Annotated in this window: 18 protein-coding genes and 1 riboswitch; of the genes, 7 read left to right on the top strand and 11 right to left on the bottom strand. The window is 53.3% G+C overall.

The window, feature by feature from the left end; all coding sequences use genetic code 11:
- Positions 1-39: 39 nt before the first annotated feature.
- Positions 40-828 (top strand): ParA family protein, encoded by a 789-nt coding sequence (locus CUZ56_RS13855; RefSeq protein WP_126981006.1) that lies wholly within the window; start codon positions 40-42, stop codon positions 826-828.
- Between the two features lie 63 nt (positions 829-891).
- A complete protein-coding gene (locus tag CUZ56_RS13850) occupies positions 892-1,785 on the top strand; it encodes a ParB/RepB/Spo0J family partition protein (RefSeq protein WP_126981005.1) in 894 nt (297 codons plus the stop codon).
- Between the two features lie 40 nt (positions 1,786-1,825).
- On the opposite strand, the gene crcB is transcribed toward CUZ56_RS13850, so the two are convergent.
- From crcB to gatC, 11 genes are all read right to left on the bottom strand, one after another.
- Positions 1,826-2,209: a fluoride efflux transporter CrcB gene (gene crcB, locus CUZ56_RS13845; protein WP_126981004.1), complete on the bottom strand. Its 384-nt coding sequence runs from the start codon at positions 2,207-2,209 to the stop codon at positions 1,826-1,828.
- A gap of 207 nt (positions 2,210-2,416) precedes the next feature.
- Positions 2,417-2,486: riboswitch (Fluoride riboswitch) on the bottom strand.
- Positions 2,487-2,511: 25 nt separating this feature from the next.
- Positions 2,512-3,108 carry a UbiX family flavin prenyltransferase gene (locus CUZ56_RS13840; RefSeq protein ID WP_126981003.1) on the bottom strand — a complete coding sequence of 199 codons (597 nt, stop codon included), beginning with the start codon at positions 3,106-3,108 and terminating at the stop codon, positions 2,512-2,514.
- Positions 3,109-3,175: 67 nt separating this feature from the next.
- Entirely contained in the window at positions 3,176-3,403 is a 228-nt protein-coding gene (locus tag CUZ56_RS13835) for a YgdI/YgdR family lipoprotein (RefSeq protein WP_204250915.1), read from the bottom strand.
- Between the two features lie 50 nt (positions 3,404-3,453).
- Positions 3,454-3,684, bottom strand: a complete 231-nt coding sequence (locus CUZ56_RS13830) for a YgdI/YgdR family lipoprotein (RefSeq protein WP_126981002.1) — start codon at positions 3,682-3,684, stop codon at positions 3,454-3,456.
- A 115-nt stretch (positions 3,685-3,799) separates the two neighbouring features.
- Entirely contained in the window at positions 3,800-5,158 is a 1,359-nt protein-coding gene (locus tag CUZ56_RS13825) for an FAD-binding oxidoreductase (protein WP_404948045.1), read from the bottom strand.
- A gap of 210 nt (positions 5,159-5,368) precedes the next feature.
- Positions 5,369-5,845, bottom strand: coding sequence for a GyrI-like domain-containing protein (locus tag CUZ56_RS13820; RefSeq protein ID WP_162615367.1), 477 nt, complete (start codon positions 5,843-5,845; stop codon positions 5,369-5,371).
- A 199-nt stretch (positions 5,846-6,044) separates the two neighbouring features.
- Positions 6,045-7,208: a 3-deoxy-7-phosphoheptulonate synthase gene (locus CUZ56_RS13815; RefSeq protein WP_126980999.1), complete on the bottom strand. Its 1,164-nt coding sequence runs from the start codon at positions 7,206-7,208 to the stop codon at positions 6,045-6,047.
- Positions 7,209-7,552: 344 nt separating this feature from the next.
- Entirely contained in the window at positions 7,553-9,490 is a 1,938-nt protein-coding gene (locus CUZ56_RS13810; RefSeq protein ID WP_126980998.1) for an ATP-binding cassette domain-containing protein, read from the bottom strand.
- A 148-nt stretch (positions 9,491-9,638) separates the two neighbouring features.
- Positions 9,639-11,090 (bottom strand): Asp-tRNA(Asn)/Glu-tRNA(Gln) amidotransferase subunit GatB, encoded by a 1,452-nt coding sequence (gene gatB / locus CUZ56_RS13805; RefSeq protein ID WP_126980997.1) that lies wholly within the window; start codon positions 11,088-11,090, stop codon positions 9,639-9,641.
- Between the two features lie 50 nt (positions 11,091-11,140).
- Positions 11,141-12,637 carry an Asp-tRNA(Asn)/Glu-tRNA(Gln) amidotransferase subunit GatA gene (gene gatA / locus CUZ56_RS13800; protein ID WP_126980996.1) on the bottom strand — a complete coding sequence of 499 codons (1,497 nt, stop codon included), beginning with the start codon at positions 12,635-12,637 and terminating at the stop codon, positions 11,141-11,143.
- Positions 12,638-12,696: 59 nt separating this feature from the next.
- Positions 12,697-13,008 carry an Asp-tRNA(Asn)/Glu-tRNA(Gln) amidotransferase subunit GatC gene (gatC, locus tag CUZ56_RS13795; RefSeq protein WP_126980995.1) on the bottom strand — a complete coding sequence of 104 codons (312 nt, stop codon included), beginning with the start codon at positions 13,006-13,008 and terminating at the stop codon, positions 12,697-12,699.
- Positions 13,009-13,229: 221 nt separating this feature from the next.
- Between gatC and CUZ56_RS13790 the strand changes: the two genes are divergently transcribed.
- The 5 genes from CUZ56_RS13790 to rodA all read left to right on the top strand — a co-directional run bounded on the left by CUZ56_RS13790 (position 13,230) and on the right by rodA (position 19,213).
- The gene (locus tag CUZ56_RS13790) at positions 13,230-14,264 is read left to right on the top strand and encodes a rod shape-determining protein (protein ID WP_126980994.1); all 1,035 of its coding nucleotides are present in this window, start codon (positions 13,230-13,232) and stop codon (positions 14,262-14,264) included.
- 162 nt (positions 14,265-14,426) lie between these two features.
- The gene (mreC, locus tag CUZ56_RS13785) at positions 14,427-15,398 is read left to right on the top strand and encodes a rod shape-determining protein MreC (RefSeq protein WP_126980993.1); all 972 of its coding nucleotides are present in this window, start codon (positions 14,427-14,429) and stop codon (positions 15,396-15,398) included.
- Positions 15,388-15,900 (top strand): rod shape-determining protein MreD, encoded by a 513-nt coding sequence (gene mreD / locus CUZ56_RS13780; RefSeq protein WP_126980992.1) that lies wholly within the window; start codon positions 15,388-15,390, stop codon positions 15,898-15,900. The genes mreC and mreD overlap by 11 nt, the downstream gene beginning before the upstream one ends.
- A 53-nt stretch (positions 15,901-15,953) precedes the next feature.
- Complete coding sequence (gene mrdA, locus CUZ56_RS13775; protein WP_204250914.1) at positions 15,954-18,047, top strand: penicillin-binding protein 2; 2,094 nt, start codon at positions 15,954-15,956, stop codon at positions 18,045-18,047.
- Complete coding sequence (rodA, locus tag CUZ56_RS13770; protein WP_126980991.1) at positions 18,044-19,213, top strand: rod shape-determining protein RodA; 1,170 nt, start codon at positions 18,044-18,046, stop codon at positions 19,211-19,213. The genes mrdA and rodA overlap by 4 nt, the downstream gene beginning before the upstream one ends.
- Positions 19,214-19,225 lie beyond the last annotated feature (12 nt).

Raw genomic sequence — 19,225 nt, 5'->3', positions numbered from 1 at the left:
GAGAGTTGAGGGGTAATCCGTTATGAGGAAGCGCATATCATGGCCTGTCGAATTTTTTGTGTAGCCAATCAAAAGGGTGGTGTTGGCAAGACAACCACAGCCGTCAACCTGGCGGCAGGCCTGGCGCAGGTTGGGCAGCGGACACTGTTGATTGACCTGGACCCACAGGGCAATGCAACCACCAGCTCGGGTATCAATAAGCGCGAGCAGACAACCAGCGTTTACGATGTGCTGATTGGTAATGCAAGTATTGTGCAGGCGCGCAGGCGTGCGCCGTTTGACGAACAAAAAGCAGGTTACGATATCGTTGGCGCAAACCGGGAGTTGGCTGGGGCTGAAGTTGAGCTGGTTGAACTGGAGCGGCGCAATCTGCGCCTGAAAGATGCATTGGCAGAAGTAACAGATGCTTATGATTTTGTTATCATTGACTGCCCTCCTTCATTGTCGTTACTGACGCTCAATGGTTTATGCTGTGCACATGGTGTGGTGGTTCCTATGTTGTGTGAATACTTTGCACTTGAGGGACTGACGGACCTGGTCAATACCATTAAACAGATTCATGCCAATCTGAATCCGGGGCTGAAAATCATTGGGTTATTGCGCATCATGTTTGATCCGCGTATGACCTTGCAACAACAGGTCAGCGCGCAACTGAAAGAGCATTTTGGCGATAAGGTGTTTGATGCGGTGATTCCACGCAATGTGCGGCTGGCGGAAGCCCCCAGCTATGGCATGCCTGGCGTGGTGTATGATGCCTCTTCCAAAGGAGCCCAGGCATTTGTTCAGTTTGCTTCTGAAATGGTTGAGCGGGCCAGCCAGTGGAACTGATGAAGCACCTGCACATCATACGAGCTGAGTCGCAGCAAAACACGGATAGAAATAGGAAAAGACATGGCAGCTAAAAAACCAAAAGGCCTCGGAATGGGGTTGGAAGCATTGTTAGGCCCTAAAGTAGAAGAACAGCAGACACATGCTGGCGAAGGGATCCATACCCTGAAAATTGAACAGCTTAAGGTCGGAAAATACCAGCCGCGTACGCAAATGGATGAAGGTGCCCTGTATGAGCTGGCCGAAAGCATCAAGGCGCAAGGCATTATGCAGCCGATTCTGGTGCGTCCGGTAGATGGCAAGAATAAGGCCAATACCGCGTATGAGATCATTGCTGGAGAGCGGCGTACACGTGCGGCTAAGTTGGCCGGGCTAACCGAAGTACCGGTGCTGATTCGTGATGTCAGCGATGAAGCCGCTGCGGCTATGGCACTGATTGAAAACATGCAGCGCGAAGACCTGAATCCGCTGGAAGAAGCGCATGGCCTGCAACGCCTGATCAATGAATTTGGCATGTCACACGAAGCGGCGGCGAAAGCTGTCGGGCGCTCGCGCAGCACCGCATCTAACCTGCTGCGTCTGTTGAACTTGGCCAAACCCGTACAGACCATGCTTATGGCTGGCGATATTGATATGGGGCATGCCCGTGCCCTGCTGGCGCTGGAACGTGCTCAGCAAGTGACTGCCGCGAATGAAATCGCCAGTAAAAAACTGTCTGTGCGGCAGGCAGAGCGGCTGGTGAAGCAGCAGGTACAGCAGCACCATACAGGTAAAGAAAAAACCAAAGTGGAAAAAGACGGCGACCTGAGACGGCTGGAAGAGGAGCTTTCCGATAAGCTGGCGGCCCCTGTAGAAATCCGCCTGAAAAAGCGGACCAAACGCGGCGACCAGGGTGAACTGGTCATCGGGTTTGGCTCGTTGGACGAGCTGGACGGATTGCTGGAAAAGTTAAGATAACTATTTGATTTTATTTAAAATTTCTGATTTTTGGCCTGCATCAGGCGGGCCTGAACAGCATAAAAGTGGCGATGCCTAACAACGTCATTGCAACGGAGCCACCAACATGGGAGGCAATGCCTGCGGCAACCCAACCCCAGCGGGCATGCTGAATCAGTTCAACAATCTCGGCTGAAAATGTTGAAAATGTGGTTAGCCCACCCGTAAAGCCGGTGACGATGAAAAACCGCCATTGCGGGGGCAACGTAGGGTGGCTGGCAAAAAAGGCAATGGCAACACCGATGATGTAGGCGCCAATCAGGTTGGCGATCAAAGTACCCGGCGGCAGTGTTGGAAACAACATATTCAGTGCGTTACCAAGCCCCCAGCGGCATAACGCGCCGATGGCTGCGCCCAGACTGATGACAACAATTGCGATCAGCATGATATCTGTCCCCTTCTCTCCTGAACATTGCAAGTCTGAGAAACAAGTGTTTGAAATAGCACTGCCAGGTGCCATTGTGGGGTATTGTAAGCGTAGGTCGTTTTGTTTTCGCTGAACATCATTATCAGTTACCAAAGTGAAAATTGAACTGACTGATCAGGATACGGCATAGAGAGCAAAGAAAAATGCCTACAGCGTTCCTGAACAGAACCTGTAGGCATCATCAGCCACATGAAAATGCAGCGGTTAAAGGAGGTATGCCATCTCCAGTGCTTCCAGTTTAACGCATACCCGGTAAATTCTCAAGTGGCAAGTTTGCGGGAGCTTAGGCCGCTATCCTCTCCCCAGCGGGAGAGTCCCGGAACGTCCAGATCGAATAGATCCAACGCGCGAGCTACGCTGTATGTCACCATGTCGTCAATGGTCTGGATGTGCTGGTACATGGCCGGCACGGGCGGGTAAATGACTCCCCCCATCTCGGTAACGCATGTCATATTACGCAGGTGCCCTAGGTGCAGCGGGGTTTCACGCACCATCAGCACCAGCCGGCGGCGTTCTTTCAGCACCACATCGGCAGCACGGGTCAGCAGATTGTTGCCTGCGCTGCTGGCAATGCTCGAGAGTGTATGCATGGAACACGGCGCAACCAGCATTCCCATGGTTTTAAATGCGCCACTGGCAATTGCAGCGCCAATATCGTCAATGGGGTACACAATGCTGGCCAGGGCTTCAACCTGGTCTTTTGCCAGCGCCGTTTCATGCGTTCTGGTGATTTGGGCCACCTTAGAAACCACCAGATGTGTTTCGATGCCCATAGGTTTGAGCAGTTCCAGTGCGCGTACACCATATATAAAACCGCTGGCGCCGCTGATTCCGATGATAATTCGTCTGGTTTTCATATTTAAAAGGCGCATGAAGCCTTGGAAAATGGGAGTAGGCTACCCCAAAAGCGATGAAACAACAGCTTCATCTGGATTCAATGGAGCGTATTTCTTCTTTATTTACCCCGGTTTCTTTGCCGTCGGGCTGTGTAAAGTAATAAAAGCCGGTTTCGTTATCCAGTTTTGGGGTGTCTACAGACAGGAGCTCTCGCCCGTCTTTCAGTGTAATCACCGTTGGTGATGAGCATGCTGCAATGGTTGCTGCGCAGATGAGCATCAGCAGGGAAATGAGTTTTTTGTGTGGTTTCATCATATCGGAGTTTAAATAAAAACTGGCGGTCTGTATACCGCCAGTCATAAGGTTTATTCTCGCGATTCAATCTTGATGACTTCATCTTTGTTAACGGTTGTAATGCCGCCGCCTTCAATGCGTTCAAAAGTGTAAAAACCATCATCTTCATTAAATGCGGGTTTATCAACGGTGTAAATCTGGGTGCCGTCTTTCAGCGTAATGACCGATGGTGTGGATGAACAACCGGCGAGGATTCCCAGGCTTGCGGCCAAAAACAATGCGGCAATGGTTTTGAAATTCATACTATTCTCCTTGCGTATATGATAGTAAAGGGTATCGAATTGAGATAGTGCCCTCCTGTAAAAACAATCTCATAGGACCCTTCTTTCTAACATAAACGTCAAACGGCCCGCAACCTTACCAGGTAAACACCTTACCGGGATTCATGATGTTATCCGGATCCAATGCGTGTTTGATGCTGCGCATCATGGCAACAGCGCTTGCTCCCGTTTCTTCAATCAGAAATGCCTGTTTGTGCAAACCCACGCCGTGTTCCCCGCTGCATGTGCCTTCCATGCGAATAGCCCGTTGCACAACATGGTGATTCAACTGCTCGCCAATTTCCAGTTCCTGGGGGTTATTCGGGTCAAGCAGGTAGCACATATGAAAATTGCCGTCTCCCACATGGCCCACCACAAAATAAGGAATGCCTGAAGCATTGGCTTCTGCAATGGTTTCCAGGACACAATCGGCCAGGCGCGAGATCGGCACGCAAACATCTGTTGTAATCGCCCGGCAGCCCGGGCGCAGCTTCAGCCCCGACAAATAGGCGCGGTGGCGTGCTTTCCACAGGCGTGAGCGGTCTTCCGGTTGCTCTGCCCAGTTGAAATGCTGCCCTCCATGTTCTTCGGCAATTTCCGCCATGGTTTGCGCCTGTTCACGTACAGCAGAGGGCGAGCCTGCAAATTCCATCAGCAATAAAGGCGAAAGCTGCAAGTCCAGATGCTCTGCCCGGTTGACGGCTGTAACGGCATTTACATCCATGAACTCGCAGCGGGAAAGCGGGATGCCCATTTGAATGGCTGCAATGGTGGTTCGCACAGCAGCTTCGATGCTGGGAAACGAACAAACCGCTGCCGAAATGGCTTCAGGCAGTGGGTACAGCCGCAGGGTGATTTCGGTGATAACGCCCAATGTGCCTTCCGAGCCGACAAACAGGCGGGTCATATCGTAGCCGGCACTGGATTTTTTGGCCCGGGTTCCTGTATGGATAATGTCGCCGCTGGCCGAGACGACGCTCAGCTTTAATACATTTTCACGCATGGAGCCATAGCGCACAGCGTTGGTGCCGGATGCCCGGGTGGCGGTCATGCCGCCGATAGATGCGTTGGCGCCCGGGTCTATCGGGAAAAACAGGCCGTCGTGCCGCAAAGCCTCATTGAGCTGCTCGCGGGTGACGCCGGGCTGCACGGTGACTGTGAGGTCTTCTGCATTGATATTCAAAATCTGGTTCATCCGGCTGACATCAAGGCTGACGCCGCCTTCCAGCGCCAGCAGGTGCCCTTCCAGCGATGAGCCGGCACCATACGGTATGACCGGGACTTTATGGCGTGCTGCCAGCGACACCACAAATACAACGTCTTCTGTGCTTTCTGCAAAAACGACGACATCCGGCGGATCGATATCAAACACGGATTCGTCCCGCCCATGCTGTTGCCGCACAGAAAGGGCCAGGCTGCAACGCTCGGCAAAGCGGGATTGCAGCTGATCCATCATTTCTGCGGGAATCATGCGGCGTGAAGTTGTTGAAGCAGAGGAAGCTGACGAGTGCATATAAAAATAGATATCAATGAAAAATAAAGATATCTATTGTAAAACGCACGAAATGAATCTGTTTAACAGTGCGGAAACCGCTTTTAAAGCACGCAGTGGCAGATCACCCATTCACAAGCGGTCGGTGTCATCCTGGCATGCTTAAACAAAGAGTTACTCTTTTTTCACGACGGACGCATAGAGCGACAGCGGATCGTGCATCTGCCATCCGCACCGATACAGCTCAAAACTGATGCCTTGCATGTCGAGCGCATAGGTATTTTGAGACTGGGGCCATTGCATAAACAGTGCGGTATAAGCGTCGGAAAGTTTATCCAGTCCAGGAATCTGGCCCCCGACATATAGCCCGGCGGGGATACGTATGGTTTGCATGCCTGCAGGCAGGTTATCTGCGGATTGGACTTCAATAGCGGCCCAGTAAATGAAACGTTGTTCGTCTAGCATGCGTGAGACACCGAACGCATCCGGATTTTGCGGCATGGCCGCAGCGGGAATCTTATTGATGACCTGTGCTTCAAATGACTCCCACAATGCCGAACAGGTCTGCGACGCGTTTTGCATATCTGTTTGTACAGTGATGCCTGCAATGAGTGTTTCAGGCAGTTCGACAACTGAAAATTTGTAATCCATGGTTTCTCCCGAAATGATCAAGTGCATGCATCATAGCTGTATAAATATACAGCAGTCAAAAATAGAGCAAATGTTGACCAACGGTGACAAGTTTTGGGCTTGACGCCGTTTTAATAAGTGTTTTGCCAGCACAAAGAAAAAGCCATTCTGTTTCAAACAGAATGGCTGAATGTGTTGTTCCTGAAAAAATGTATCTGTATCAGGCCGCAGCAGCAACGGAACGGGGCTGCTTACCATGCGCAGCACGGCGGGCACGTACGGCTTCTGCCAGGGTTTCTAATGCCTTGACGGAGTCTTCCCAGCCCAGGCAGGCATCGGTAATGCTTTGACCATAGACCAGTTGTTTGGGATCATCTTTGCCCGGCGTGAATTTTTGAGCGCCTTCTTTCAGGTGCCCTTCAATCATCACGCCGAAAATGTTGTTGGAGCCATTGGTGATCTGCTGCGCAATGTCTTGCGCAACGGTAACCTGTTCAGCGTGCTTTTTATGGCTGTTGGCATGAGAGCAGTCCACCATGACAGAGGGGAACAGGCTTTCGGCAGCCAGGCTCTCGCAGGCCTGGGCCACGCTGGCCGCATCATAGTTGGTGGCACCGCTGCCGCCGCGCAGAATCAGATGGCAGTCCGGGTTTCCGTCGGTGTCAACGATGGCAACCTGCCCGCTCTTGTGTACCGAAAGAAAGTGGTGCGGGTGGTTGGCGGCCTGAATAGCATCTGTAGCAATGCGCACATTGCCGTCGGTGCCGTTTTTGAAGCCCACCGGGGCAGAAAGGCCGGAGGCCAGTTCGCGGTGAATCTGGCTTTCTGTGGTACGGGCGCCAATGGCACCCCAGGAAATCAGGTCGCCAATGTATTGCGGGGAAATCACATCCAGCATTTCGCTGCCGGCCGGGATATTCATGCGATTGATGTCAATGAGGAGCTGGCGTGCAATACGCAAACCCTCGTCAATGCGGTAGCTGCGATCCAGGTAGGGGTCGTTGATCAGCCCTTTCCAGCCGACCGTTGTACGCGGTTTTTCAAAGTAAACACGCATCACAATTTCCAGATCTTCGGAAAGATGGCGGCGCTGCTGTGCCAGCCGTTCTGCGTATTCCAGCGCTGCTTCGGGATCGTGGATTGAGCAGGGGCCAATGATCACCAGCAGGCGGTCGTCCTGGCCGCGCATGACCTGGCGGATGCGCTCACGCGAAGTGGCTACGAGTTGTTCAACAGGGGTGTTGCGGATAGGAAAGAAACGAATCAGATGTTCTGGTGGCGGTAACACGGTAATCTCCCGAATGCGAGCATTGTCAGTCTGGCTGGTACGGTCTGTTGGTGCTCGCCAATAACTCTCTGCAAATTGTTGTTCGTTCTGACTCATTTTTTCCATTCCTCGTAGTAGGGTTTCGCTCAAAATATTTCAGGCCATAAAAAAACCGCCGGGCTTACAGTCCACCGGCGGTTTTGGGAGAGCTTTCTTGCGACTACACGCTTGCCTCTCGTCCACCGGGGACTGAGAACCAAAAGTAACCGTAAAAGAAAACTGCTGAATTCTTGTGCATAGGTTGCAAATATATCATAACTTTTGGAAGTATGCGGCCCTGATTACAAAAGTGTCGCATAAATGTATAAGGTTAAGGGAATGCGATTTGTTTCAGGCAGCTCTGAGAGTGGGCTGCCGCAGCGTTGAATCAGTGACGTATTTCATACCGTGAAGGATAAAAATCAGGCGCTGCGGCTGCCCAGTTCTTCCCAGCGGACCAGGGCGGCCTCCAGCTCGGTTTCTATTTCGCTGTAGCGGGCCTGCAGCACAGCAACGCGCTGAGGTTCTTTCTGGTAGATGTCTGTACCGGCCAATACAGAGCCAATTTCTGCTTGTTCTTTTTCCAGCGTGTCAATAAGGTCTGGCAGTGCATCAAGCTCCCGTTGCTCTTTGTTGCTGAGTTTGCGGCGTGCAGCGGTGCTGCTGGCTGGTGTAGCGGCAGGTATCTCGGCAGCGGGTGGGTGAGGTTGAGGCTTTTGCGGCGACATTTTTGCCTCGTTGGCGACGGCAATGGCGGCAGCACGTTCAGACTGGGTTTTCCAGTCTTCATAACCGCCCTCATATTCACGCCATCTGGCGTTGCCTTCGTAAGCGATGGTGCTGGTGACCACATTGTCCAGGAACTGGCGGTCGTGGCTGACCAGAAAGACGGTGCCCGGATAGTTTTGCAGCAACTCTTCCAGCAGTTCAATGGTGTCGATATCCAGATCATTGGTCGGTTCGTCCAGCACCAGTACATTGGCGGGGCGCGCCAACAGGCGTGCCAGCAGCAGGCGGTTGCGCTCACCGCCAGAAAGAGAACTGACTGGCGAGTTGGCGCGTTGCGGTGAAAATAGGAAGTCCGACAGATAACTCATCACGTGTTTACGCTCTGTGCCGATTTCCACCCATTCGCTGCCTGGGCTGATAAAGTCTGCCAGCGTCGCGTTCAGGTCAAGTTGTTCGCGCAACTGGTCAAAATAGGCGACCGCTATCTGCGTGCCCTGGCGAACCTGGCCGTGATCCGGCTGCAATTCGCCCAAAATGATTTTCAGCAGTGTGGTCTTTCCGGCGCCATTCGGGCCTATCAGCCCGACTTTATCGCCCCGCAGGATGGTGATGCTGAAGTCATCAATAATCTGGCGGCTGCCGAATGCTTTGCTGACGTTTTGCAGTTCGGCAACGATTTTGCCGCTGGTTGCCCCTGTGTCCACGCCCAGCCGGACCTGCCCGAGCATTTCACGACGCTGCTGGCGTTTTTCCCGCAAATGCTCCAGCCGTGTAATGCGGCTGACGCTGCGGGTACGGCGGGCTTCCACACCCTTGCGCACCCAGACCTCTTCCTGCGCCAGCAGTTTATCTGCTTTGGCGTTGATGACGGCTTCATAGGCCAGTTGCTCGGCTTTGGTGCGCTGGTAAGCGGCAAAGTTGCCCGGGTAGCTGGTGAGTTTGCCTCGATCCAGCTCAATGATCCGCGTTGCTACATTGTCCAGAAACACGCGGTCATGGGTAATGAGCACAATGGCCCCGGCAAATGTTTTCAGCAGTTCTTCCAGCCAGGTGATCGAGTCCATATCCAGATGGTTGGTCGGCTCATCCAGCAACAGCACTTCTGGCCTGGAAACCAGCGCACGGGCCAGCGCCACGCGTTTTTTCATGCCGCCCGATAGGCTGTCGACCATGGTTTGCGCAGGCAGGTGCAGACGTTGCAGTGTTTCGTCCACACGCTGTTCCCAGGTCCAGCCGTCAAGCGCTTCAATCTGCGTTTGCAATACATCAAGCTGGTGCGGGTCTGTTTGCGAATTGGCAGCAAGCGTTTCGTAATCTGCGCGCAGTTGTTTGGCTTCGGCAACCCCTTCGCTGACGGCGTCGAAAACACAGATGCCTGACGCAAATACCGGCTCCTGGGGCACATAAATCATCCTGAGCGTGCGTTCATTGCCACTGCCGCCCAGCCACTGGATGGTGCCGTCATCTGGTTTTTCCAGCCCGGCCAGGATTTTCAGCAAAGATGATTTCCCTGCCCCGTTGCGCCCGATCAACCCGACGCGCTCACCTGTTTCCAGTGAAAAATCAGCATGGTCCAATAAAGCGACATGACCGTAAGCCAGTTGCGCGTTTTGCAGTGTGATGAGTGCCATAGGATGTGGTTAATGTGAAAGCTAAAAATAGGAATGGGGCATGGCAGATCACTTTCATTGCGATGATGGCAATTGAAAAGTTTTCTGCCGTAGCATACAACAGCCATACGGTACTGTCATGTATGGCAGGGAAACGGTATGGATAAACTTATCCCAGCTTCTGTTTCAGCAACGCATTGACCTGCGCAGGGTTGGCCCGGCCTTTAGAGGCTTTCATAATCTGCCCCACCAGGGCATTAAACGCCTTGTCCTTACCGGCGCGGTATTCCTCAACCGATTTGGTATTGTTGGCAAGCACTTCATCAATCATCTGTTCCAGTGCGCCGCTGTCATTCATTTGCTTCAGGCCTTTGGCTTCAATGATCTGATCGACATTGTCGCCCTCATTCGTCCACAATGCCTCAAATACCTGCTTGGCAGCATTGTTAGAGATGGTGCCATCAGCAATGCGGGCAATCAAAGCGGCCAGGGTTGCCGCGTTGACAGGTGCTTCATCGATGGTTTTTTCTTCTGAGTTCAGTCGGCGAGAGACCTCGCCCATCAGCCAGTTGGCGACCAGCTTCGGTTGTTTGCAGGCGTTGGCGGCACTTTCAAAGTAATCGGCAAACGCCTTGCTTTGGGTGATGATGGCAGCATCGTATTTTGGCAGGCTGTAGTCTGCGATGAAGCGCTCCGCCATGGCGCCGGGAAGCTCAGGCATGCTCTGGCGCACCCGTTCCACCCATTCCGGCGCAATGACCAGCGGAGGCAGGTCGGGGTCCGGGAAATAGCGGTAGTCCGCAGAGTCTTCCTTGGAGCGCATGGCACGCGTTTCACCTGTGCCCGGATCAAACAACACGGTGCTTTGTTTGATTGTGCCGCCCTCTTCTAGAATATCGATTTGCGCATGGATTTCGTATTCAATGGCTTGTTGCAGGTAGCGAAAGCTGTTGAGGTTTTTGATCTCGCGCCGGGTTCCCAGTGGCTCACCTGGACGGCGTACTGAGACATTGGCATCACAGCGGAATGAGCCTTCCTGCATGTTGCCGTCACATACGCCCAGCCAGGTGACCAGGCCGTGAAGTGTGCGGGCATACTCAACGGCTTCAGCCACACAGCGCATGTCAGGTTCGGTCACGATTTCCAGCAAAGGTGTTCCGGCCCGGTTCAGGTCGATGGCGGTCATGCCGGGAATGGCATCGTGAACGGATTTGCCGGCATCTTCTTCCAGATGGGCACGCACCAGGTGTACGGTTTTTTCCTGGTTTTCCACCATGAAATGGACTTCTCCGCCCTGCACCACCGGGATTTCAAACTGGCTGATCTGATAGCCTTTGGGCAGATCGGGGTAAAAATAGTTTTTGCGCGCAAAAATGGATAATGGCGCAACCGTGGCATTGACCGCCAAGCCGAAAATGATGGCGTATTCAACGGCCTGCCGGTTGGCAACCGGCAGTACGCCGGGCAGTGCCATATCGACCACACAGGCATGGGTGTTCGGTTCTGCGCCGAAAGCAGTGGAGGCGCCGGAAAACATTTTGGAGTTTGTCGCCAGTTGTGCATGGGTTTCCAGGCCGATGACGACTTCCCAACCGCGGACCAGTAAATTCTGCTGTGTCATGGATCACATATCCTTATTCGTATCGTTCGGTTTTTTTTGTGCAGGGTGGATTAAAAACCTTCCGGGTGGCGGGAGTGCCAGTCGGTTGCCTGTTGAAATGCATGTGCAGCATGCAGCAACTGCCCTTCCTGCCAGTAATTTCCGATCAGTTGCAGGCCCACCGGCATGTTGCTCTCGCCAAAGCCGGCAGGCACGCTCATGCCCGGTAATCCGGCCAGGCTGGCTGGTAGTGTGAAAATATCGGTCAGGTAATTGGCGACCGGATCGTCGATGATTTCCCCGCGTTTCCAGGCAATGGTTGGGGCGATGGGGCCGGCGATGATGTCGCACTGGGTAAATGCATTTTGAAAATCCTGCGCAATCAGGCGGCGCAGTTTCTGTGCCTTCAGATAGTAAGCATCATAATAGCCGTGGGAAAGCACATACGTGCCGATCATGATGCGGCGTTTGACTTCCGGGCCGAAACCTTCGCTGCGGCTGCGCTCATACATTTGTTCCAGATTCAGGTTCCCCGGTGCCCGGTGTCCATAACGCACACCGTCAAAGCGGCTCAGGTTTGAGCTGGCTTCTGCCGGGGCAATGATGTAATACACAGGGATGGTCAGCTTGGTCAGCGGCAGCGAAATGTCAACGAGCTGGGCGCCCAGCTTTTCATATTCGGCCAAGGCAGCGCGAATGGTTTGTACAACACCCGGAGCAACCCCTTCGCCAAAAAACTCTTTGGGCAGACCGATGCGCAAGCCTTTGAGTGGTTGTGCTGCCGTGGCGCCTTCGCGTTGCGAATGGATGGCTTTGCTGTAGTCGTCCACAGGGCGGTTGATCGAGGTGGCGTCGTGTTCGTCAAATCCGGCCATGGCCTGTAGTAGCATGGCACAGTCTTCGGCGGAATGTGCCATGGGGCCTGCCTGGTCCAAACTGGAGGCAAATGCGATCATGCCATAACGTGAACAGCGGCCATAAGTGGGTTTGATACCGGTAATGCCGGTGAATGCAGAGGGCTGGCGGATAGAGCCGCCGGTATCGGTGCCTGTGGCTACCGGGGTAAGCCCGGCGGCAACGGCTGCCGCAGAACCGCCGGAAGAGCCTCCGGGGATACGGGCGGTATCCCATGGGTTGGCCACGGGCATATAGGCCGAGTTTTCATTGCTGCCGCCCATGGCAAACTCGTCACAGTTGACTTTGCCTAAGGTGACCATACCGGCCTGGGCGATTTTGGCAACCACGGTGGAATCAAAAGGACTCATATAGCCTTGCAGCATTTTGGAGCCGGCCGTGCTGGGAAAGTCGCGTGTGACAAAAATATCCTTATGCGCAATCGGGATGCCGGTCAGCGGCGTGAAATGCCCCTGGGCACGTTGCGCGTCAGCGTGCTTGGCCTGCTGCATGGAAACCTCTTCATTAACGCAGAGAAATGCACCCAGACTCTCATACGCCTTGATACGCCCAAGCAGTGTTTGAACCAGTTCAACGCTGGAAATCTCGTTTTGGGCCAGCATCTGGCTTAAACGGGATACGCTTTGAAAATGCAATGGAGCAGATGAGCTCATGCGGTCTTCCTTCAATCGGTCTGTATATTCTTTAAAAAGGGAAAAGTCTGGCAGGCGGCCTATTCGATGACTTTGGGCACCAGAAAGAAGCCGTTTTCAGCCGCCGGGGCGTTGCGTTGGGCCAGGTCACGTGTGGCCTCATTGGTGGTTTCGGTGACTTTATCTTCCCGCAGGCGCAGATGGACATCTTGAGCAATGGACAAGGGCGTGTACAATGGCTCAATATCGTTGGTATGCACGGTCTGCATTTGTTCTACCAGCTCAAAAAAACCGTTGAGCTGGGCTAAAAGTTGTTCCTGATTTGCCTGGTCCGGTTCGAGCCGAGCCAGGTGGGCGATCCGCTGGAGATCTTCAATAGTTAAAGCAGCCATGGTTATCAGTAGATTTTTTCTCTAAATAAGACACAATCTATGCAGATTGTGGAAAAATCGGGGAACTTGCCTTAAAAAGCAAGATCACGAATTTGCTACAGCCGTATTATCCCGTTTTTATGGTAAATGAGGCGTTTTGCAGGCCTTTTCAGTATAGGGCAGTGTAAGTTTTTATTGATTGGGGCCGTTGAGTAGGTCAACAGCCCACTAAAGGAATAAACATGTTCGGGTTTCTTCGCAAGTATTTTTCAACCGATATCGCCATCGATTTGGGCACTGCCAATACGCTGATTTATGTGCGTAATAAGGGCATTGTGCTCAATGAGCCGTCTGTTGTGGCGATTCGCCATGATGGCGCCAATGGCAAAAAAACGATCCAGGCCGTAGGGACGCAGGCCAAAGCCATGCTTGGGAAGGTTCCCGGAAATATCGAAGCCATCCGTCCGATGAAGGATGGTGTGATTGCCGATTTTTATGTAACCAAGGAAATGATCAACCGGTTTATCCGGATGGTGCATTCCAGCTCTTTGTTTAAACCCAGCCCGCGCATTGTGGTGTGTGTGCCCTGTGGTGCGACCGAAGTGGAGCGCCGCGCGATTGAAGATGCTGCCGAAGCTGCCGGTGCCGGGGAGGTGCGGGTGTTGCCCGAACCGATGGCCGCTGCCGTGGGCGCAGGCTTGCCGGTGTCTGAAGCATCAGGCTCCATGGTGGTTGATATTGGTGGCGGTACGACCGAAGTTGGCGTGATCAGCCTGGGCGGTATGGTTTACAGCGGCAGCGTGCGTGTCGGTGGCGATAAGTTTGACGAATCCATTATCAATTACATTCGCCGTAATTACGGTATGCTGATTGGTGAGCAGACTGCGGAAGCCATTAAAAAGGAAATCGGCTCGGCGTTTCCGGGCGCAGAGGTGCGGGAAATGGAAGTGAAAGGGCGTAATCTGTCAGAAGGTGTTCCACGTAGCTTTACCATTTCCAGCAATGAAGTGCTGGAAGCACTCACGGATCCGATCAACCAGATTGTCAGTGCCGTGAAAACAGCGCTGGAGCAAACCCCGCCTGAAATTGGTGCTGATATTGCCGAGCGCGGCATGATGCTGACCGGTGGCGGTGCTTTGTTGCGGGATCTGGACCGCCTGCTTTCAGAAGAAACAGGGCTGCCGGTGCTGGTGGCAGAGGATCCGCTGACATGTGTTGTTCGTGGCTGCGGCATTGCGCTTGAACAGCAGATGGATTCCATTTTTTCGAATCAGTAACCTGGAGGCGCTGGCATGCTGTAACAGGCATCAGCGCAAAACAGGATAAGAAGCCTGTCAGAGATAAGCGCCGTTGATATGATGTATTGTTTTTGACGGATACATAAGGCGCTTGATCAGCAGCACATTGACCCCCATTATTGCGGACCGACCGGATTTGACATGCCGCCACGAAGTTCACTGGATCGCACAACAGCGTTATCGTTGTTTAAAGAGGAGCCATCCATTCTCTTGCGTACGGTGGTTTTTTGCCTTTTGGCCGTATGCCTGATGGTGGCTGATACGCGGTTCCAGTTGATGCCGGTGATTCGGCAAGGGGTTTCGGTTGTGATCGGCCCACTGGAGTGGGCGGCTAGGCAGCCTGTGAACTGGTGGTCGGCTGCACACGGCTATTTCAGCGGGCTGGAGCAGGCCCGCACAGAAGAAGAGGCGGCACGTATCAGACTGCAACTGCAATCGTTGCGTGCGGCCCAAGTGGAGAATCTGACGTTGGAAAACGAACGTTTGCGCGCTTTGCTGGAACTGCGCGAACAGGCAGAGATTACAGGCCGTGCTGCAGAAGTGTTGTATGAAGCGCCGGACCCATATGCACAGAAACTGATTGTGGACCGCGGGCTGGTGCAGGGAATCAAAGTGGGCTCTCCGGTACTGGATGATCAGGGAGTGATTGGTCAGGTAACACGGGTGCTGCCGCTGACGTCGGAAGTTACACTGCTGACAAACGAAGGCTTTACCATTGCGGTGACCAATGCGCGTACCGGGGTTTTTGGACTGGCCTACGGTGATCCGTCGATGATTACCAATGCGGGGACCGGCTCATTGGAGTTGCGGTTTATGCCGCTGAATGCCGATGTCCAGCCCGGCGATCTGCTGATCACCAGCGGGATTGATGGTATTTATCCTGTCGGTTTACCGGTGGCGCGGGTAACGCAGGTGGAGCACAATCCGGGGAATTCATTTGCACAGGTCTGGTGTGAGCCACAGGCGCGTATTCACAACACACGGTATGTCATGATTGTTCTGCCTGCAAGCCAGTTGATTGAAGAGTCAGAGCAGTTAGGCAGTACAGAATCTGCTGCGCAAAGTACAGAGGCGCAAGGCCGTACGACAGTGGGAGAAAGCCATGACCGATAATCCTACGCGTCAACAGCTTTTGCTGCCGGTAAAGCCCTGGTTCATTATTTTCAGCATTGTGGTTGCATTGGCAATCAACTTTATACCGCTTGGGCGATTGGCCTGGCGCCCGGATATTTTGGCCGTTGTGCTGGTATTCTGGTGTGTACACCAGCCCAGAAAACTGCGCTTCAGTATTGCGTTCATGCTGGGGCTTTGCATGGACGTGCATCAGGGAGTATTGCTGGGTCAGCATGCCATGGCGTATGTGCTGATCTGCCTGTTTGCGGCAGCTGGCGCACGCCGGGTATCGTGGTTTGATCTGAAAGGGCAAATGCTGCATATGATGCCGCTGTTCTTTTTATTGCATGCCATCGAAATCATGCTGCACTGGATCAAGGGAGACCCTCTCATCGGTTGGACCGTGATCGGCGCACCTTTGATTGAAACGCTGCTGTGGCCGCTTGCCGACTGGATATTGCTTGCGCCGCAACGCCGTGTTCCAAGCAAGGACAGTTTGTAAATGAAGAGCCGCTGCAGTCAATATGGCTGTATGGCAATACTGAGAACATCGCCATGATGGAGAGTGTACGCAACAAATACCAGGAGGAGCGCCATTTTCAGCAGCGCTTGGTGTTTGCTGCGCTGTTTGTGTTTGTGTGCTTTGGTCTGTTGTTTGCGCGTTTTATCTGGCTGCAGGTTTTTCATTATGACCAGTTTTCTGCGCGGGCCGATACCAACCGCATCAAGGTTGTGCCGCTGGTGCCTTCGCGTGGCGCCATCATTGACCGCAATGGTGTGGTGCTGGCGTATAACGCGCCCGTTTACACGGTTGAAATTACGCCATCGAAGGTGTCTGATCTATCGACAACGATTGAGGAGATCCGCACCATCGTGCCGGTTTCTGCACGGGATATCCGGCGTTTCCGGCAAATGCTTGATAACAATAAACGGCTGCGATTTGTCAGCGTGCCGCTGACGTCACATCTGACGCAAGAACAGGTGGCCAATCTGAGTGCACAGCTTTACCGCCTGCCGGGTGTGGAGGTCAATGCCCGCTTTATCCGCGAATACCCTCTCAAAGAAACAGCCAGTCATGTGCTGGGATATATCCACAGCATCAATCAAAGAGATATTGATTTACTTACAGAGCGGGACGAATTTGAAAACTACCGCGGAACCCAGGATATCGGGCGGGAAGGCATTGAAGCGCGGTATGAATCCATCTTGCATGGGACGACCGGGGTGGAAGAGGTTGAAACGACAGCACGCGGGCGACCGGTCAGAAGGTTGCGTGAGGTTTCTGCGCAGCCTGGCCAGACACTCCGGTTAACGCTGGATATCCGTCTGCAGCGTTTGGTGGAGGAATTGTATGGTGAACGCCGGGGAGCATTTGTCGCCATTGACCCGCGCAACGGAGAGGTACTGGCACTGGTCAGCAAACCAACTTACGATCCCAATCAGTTTATTGAAGGGTTTGACCAGCAGGGCTGGGATGCTTTGCAAAATGCACTCAGCCGGCCGTTGGTGAATCGGGCCATTGGAGAAATTTATCCGATTGGCTCCACGTATAAACCGTTTATGGCGCTTGCCGGTTTGCAGACAGGGGCACGCAAACCAGAAGACATCACCATGGACCGCGGTATTTTTGAATTGGGTGGCCGAGTCTGGCGCAGCCCGGCCGGAGAAATCGGCGGGCCGACCAATGTGACGCGTGCCATTATCACATCCAGTAATGTGTATTTTTATACGCTGGCCTATGACATGGGGGTGAATACCATTCACAACTTCATGAAGCCATGGGGGTTTGGGCAGCTGACAGACATTGATCTTAGAGGAGAGGCGCGTGGGATTTTGCCCTCCACAGAGTGGAAGCAGCAGGCATTTCGAACGGCAGAAGACCGCCGTTGGTACGATGGGGAAACGGTTAATCTGGGCATCGGTCAGGGGCATAACCGGTTTACCATGATTCAGTTGGCGACAGCAGTGGCTGCGCTGGCGAATGAGGGTGCAAAACATCGCCCGCATTTGTTCCTTGATGCCAAAGATGTGGCAACCGGCAAAGTCTATTCTTACGCCGATGATCAAGTGGTCCAGATGGACGTCAAACCCGAGTATCTGGATATTGTGCAAAACGCCATGATCGAAGTGCCCCGCAGAGGAACAGCGCGTACGGCATTTACCGGAGCAGCATATGATTCGGGAGGGAAAACCGGGACGGCACAGGCATCTTCTGTGGCGCAGGGCGCCCGGTACAATGCCAGCGAGCTGGCCGAATATAAACGTGACCATGCCCTTTACATTGCATTTGCACCTGCAGAAAACCCAACCATTGCCGTGGCAATTATTGTTGAGAATGCAGGGTTTGGTGCCCGCTCTGCGGTGCCGATTGTCAGGCGTGCGTTAGATTACTATTTGCTGGGCATTTATCCCAGTGCTGAGGATATCAAGGCTGTGCAGCAGGGCTATGCCGGCCCTCCCAGAGGGCAAGGCAGAGCCAGAGCCGATTACGATATTATCCCTGCCGAGCAACTGATACCGTTGAGTGCCGTTGAAGTCAGTGTTCCAGAGGTGAATAACTGGTCCCGACCGTATAAATCTAACGATGATGTGTCACGAAAGGTCATGCCAGCGGGAGCACCTGTGTCGGAAGAAAGGCCACAGCCATGAAAAATCATCGCCTGGCACCGATACCGTTATGGCACTATTTGCGTGGTTGTCTGTTAAACATCGACATTCCCCTGCTGCTGGTTATTTTGTTGTTGGGTTTTGCCGGGATGGTGACGTTGTATTCCGCCTCGGAGGCTTTTCCCGGGCGGTTTGATTCACAGGTGCGTAACTGGGCGCTGGCGCTGGCGCTGGCTTTTATTGCGGCACAGATAAAGCCGCAGTATTTACAGCATCTGGCTTTGCCGCTGTATGTCTTAGGGGTTATCTTATTGCTGGCCGTGGATTTGTTTGGCGAAACGCGCAAAGGTGCAACGCGCTGGCTGAACCTGGGTGTGACCACAATTCAGCCTAGTGAGTTAATGAAAATTGCCATGCCGATGATGCTAGCCTGGTGGTTCCATCAGCGCCAAAGCATTCCCCACTTCATGAATTTTATCGTGGCGCTGTGTTTTCTGGCTCTTCCGGTCGGCCTGATCATGCTGGAGCCGGACCTGGGAACCGCATTACTCGTAGTTGCGGCAGGTGTGGCGGTGATCTTTTTTGCCGGGCTCAGTTGGCGGCTGATCATTCCGTGTATTTTGCTGGTGATTGCCGGGGTTGTATTTCTTGCATTGTATGAAGAGCAAATCTGCCAGCCGGGCGTGGATTGGTTTGTTTTGCACGACTACCAGGTCAGGCGGGTTTGTACACTGCTTAACCCTTATGAAGACCCTCAGGGCGGCGGGTTTCACATTATCCAGTCAACCATTGCCATTGGCTCTGGAGGCGTGATGGGAAAAGGCTTTTTGCAGGGGACCCAGACACACCTGTACTTTCTCCCTGAGGGAACGACCGATTTTATTTTTGCCGTGTATGCAGAAGAGTTCGGATTACTGGGCAATGGATTGCTGCTGTTGGGGTATTTGCTGCTGATCTGGCGTGGGCTGGCAATTGCCGCTCAGGCACCCACACATTTTTCCCGCCTGCTTGCCGGTGGCGTAACACTGATTTTCTTTGCCTGCACATTTGTCAATGTCGGCATGGTCAGCGGCGTGTTACCTGTTGTGGGAGTGCCTTTGCCTTTTATGAGTTACGGCGGTACCGCACTGGTGACATTTGGTTTGGGAGTCGGGGTCCTGATGTCAATTTCTGGCAGCACCAAACGCAAAAAAAGACAATCGGCCTGAATCGCACAGGCA

It is taken from the genome of Saezia sanguinis (assembly GCF_003991585.1).
Taxonomy (GTDB): Bacteria; Pseudomonadota; Gammaproteobacteria; order Burkholderiales; family Burkholderiaceae_C; genus Saezia; species Saezia sanguinis.
Note: the sequence above shows the minus strand (reverse complement) of the source record. Positions and strands in the feature narration are given on the sequence as shown.

Excerpts from the sequence above, each read along its gene's own strand:
- mreC (WP_126980993.1), top strand. The coding sequence starts at position 14,427 with ATGCCGCCACGAAGTTCACTGGATCGCACAACAGCGTTATCGTTGTTT.
- CUZ56_RS13840 (WP_126981003.1), bottom strand. The coding sequence starts at position 3,108 with ATGAAAACCAGACGAATTATCATCGGAATCAGCGGCGCCAGCGGTTTT.
- rodA (WP_126980991.1), top strand. The coding sequence starts at position 18,044 with ATGAAAAATCATCGCCTGGCACCGATACCGTTATGGCACTATTTGCGT.
- gatC (WP_126980995.1), bottom strand. The coding sequence starts at position 13,008 with ATGGCTGCTTTAACTATTGAAGATCTCCAGCGGATCGCCCACCTGGCT.
- CUZ56_RS13825 (WP_404948045.1), bottom strand. The coding sequence starts at position 5,158 with ATGATGGATCAGCTGCAATCCCGCTTTGCCGAGCGTTGCAGCCTGGCC.
- CUZ56_RS13855 (WP_126981006.1), top strand. The coding sequence starts at position 40 with ATGGCCTGTCGAATTTTTTGTGTAGCCAATCAAAAGGGTGGTGTTGGC.
- mreD (WP_126980992.1), top strand. The coding sequence starts at position 15,388 with ATGACCGATAATCCTACGCGTCAACAGCTTTTGCTGCCGGTAAAGCCC.
- CUZ56_RS13835 (WP_204250915.1), bottom strand. The coding sequence starts at position 3,403 with ATGATGAAACCACACAAAAAACTCATTTCCCTGCTGATGCTCATCTGC.
- CUZ56_RS13820 (WP_162615367.1), bottom strand. The coding sequence starts at position 5,845 with ATGGATTACAAATTTTCAGTTGTCGAACTGCCTGAAACACTCATTGCA.
- CUZ56_RS13810 (WP_126980998.1), bottom strand. The coding sequence starts at position 9,490 with ATGGCACTCATCACACTGCAAAACGCGCAACTGGCTTACGGTCATGTC.
- gatA (WP_126980996.1), bottom strand. The coding sequence starts at position 12,637 with ATGAGCTCATCTGCTCCATTGCATTTTCAAAGCGTATCCCGTTTAAGC.
- CUZ56_RS13790 (WP_126980994.1), top strand. The coding sequence starts at position 13,230 with ATGTTCGGGTTTCTTCGCAAGTATTTTTCAACCGATATCGCCATCGAT.
- CUZ56_RS13815 (WP_126980999.1), bottom strand. The coding sequence starts at position 7,208 with ATGAGTCAGAACGAACAACAATTTGCAGAGAGTTATTGGCGAGCACCA.
- CUZ56_RS13830 (WP_126981002.1), bottom strand. The coding sequence starts at position 3,684 with ATGAATTTCAAAACCATTGCCGCATTGTTTTTGGCCGCAAGCCTGGGA.
- crcB (WP_126981004.1), bottom strand. The coding sequence starts at position 2,209 with ATGCTGATCGCAATTGTTGTCATCAGTCTGGGCGCAGCCATCGGCGCG.
- gatB (WP_126980997.1), bottom strand. The coding sequence starts at position 11,090 with ATGACACAGCAGAATTTACTGGTCCGCGGTTGGGAAGTCGTCATCGGC.
- CUZ56_RS13850 (WP_126981005.1), top strand. The coding sequence starts at position 892 with ATGGCAGCTAAAAAACCAAAAGGCCTCGGAATGGGGTTGGAAGCATTG.
- mrdA (WP_204250914.1), top strand. The coding sequence starts at position 15,954 with ATGATGGAGAGTGTACGCAACAAATACCAGGAGGAGCGCCATTTTCAG.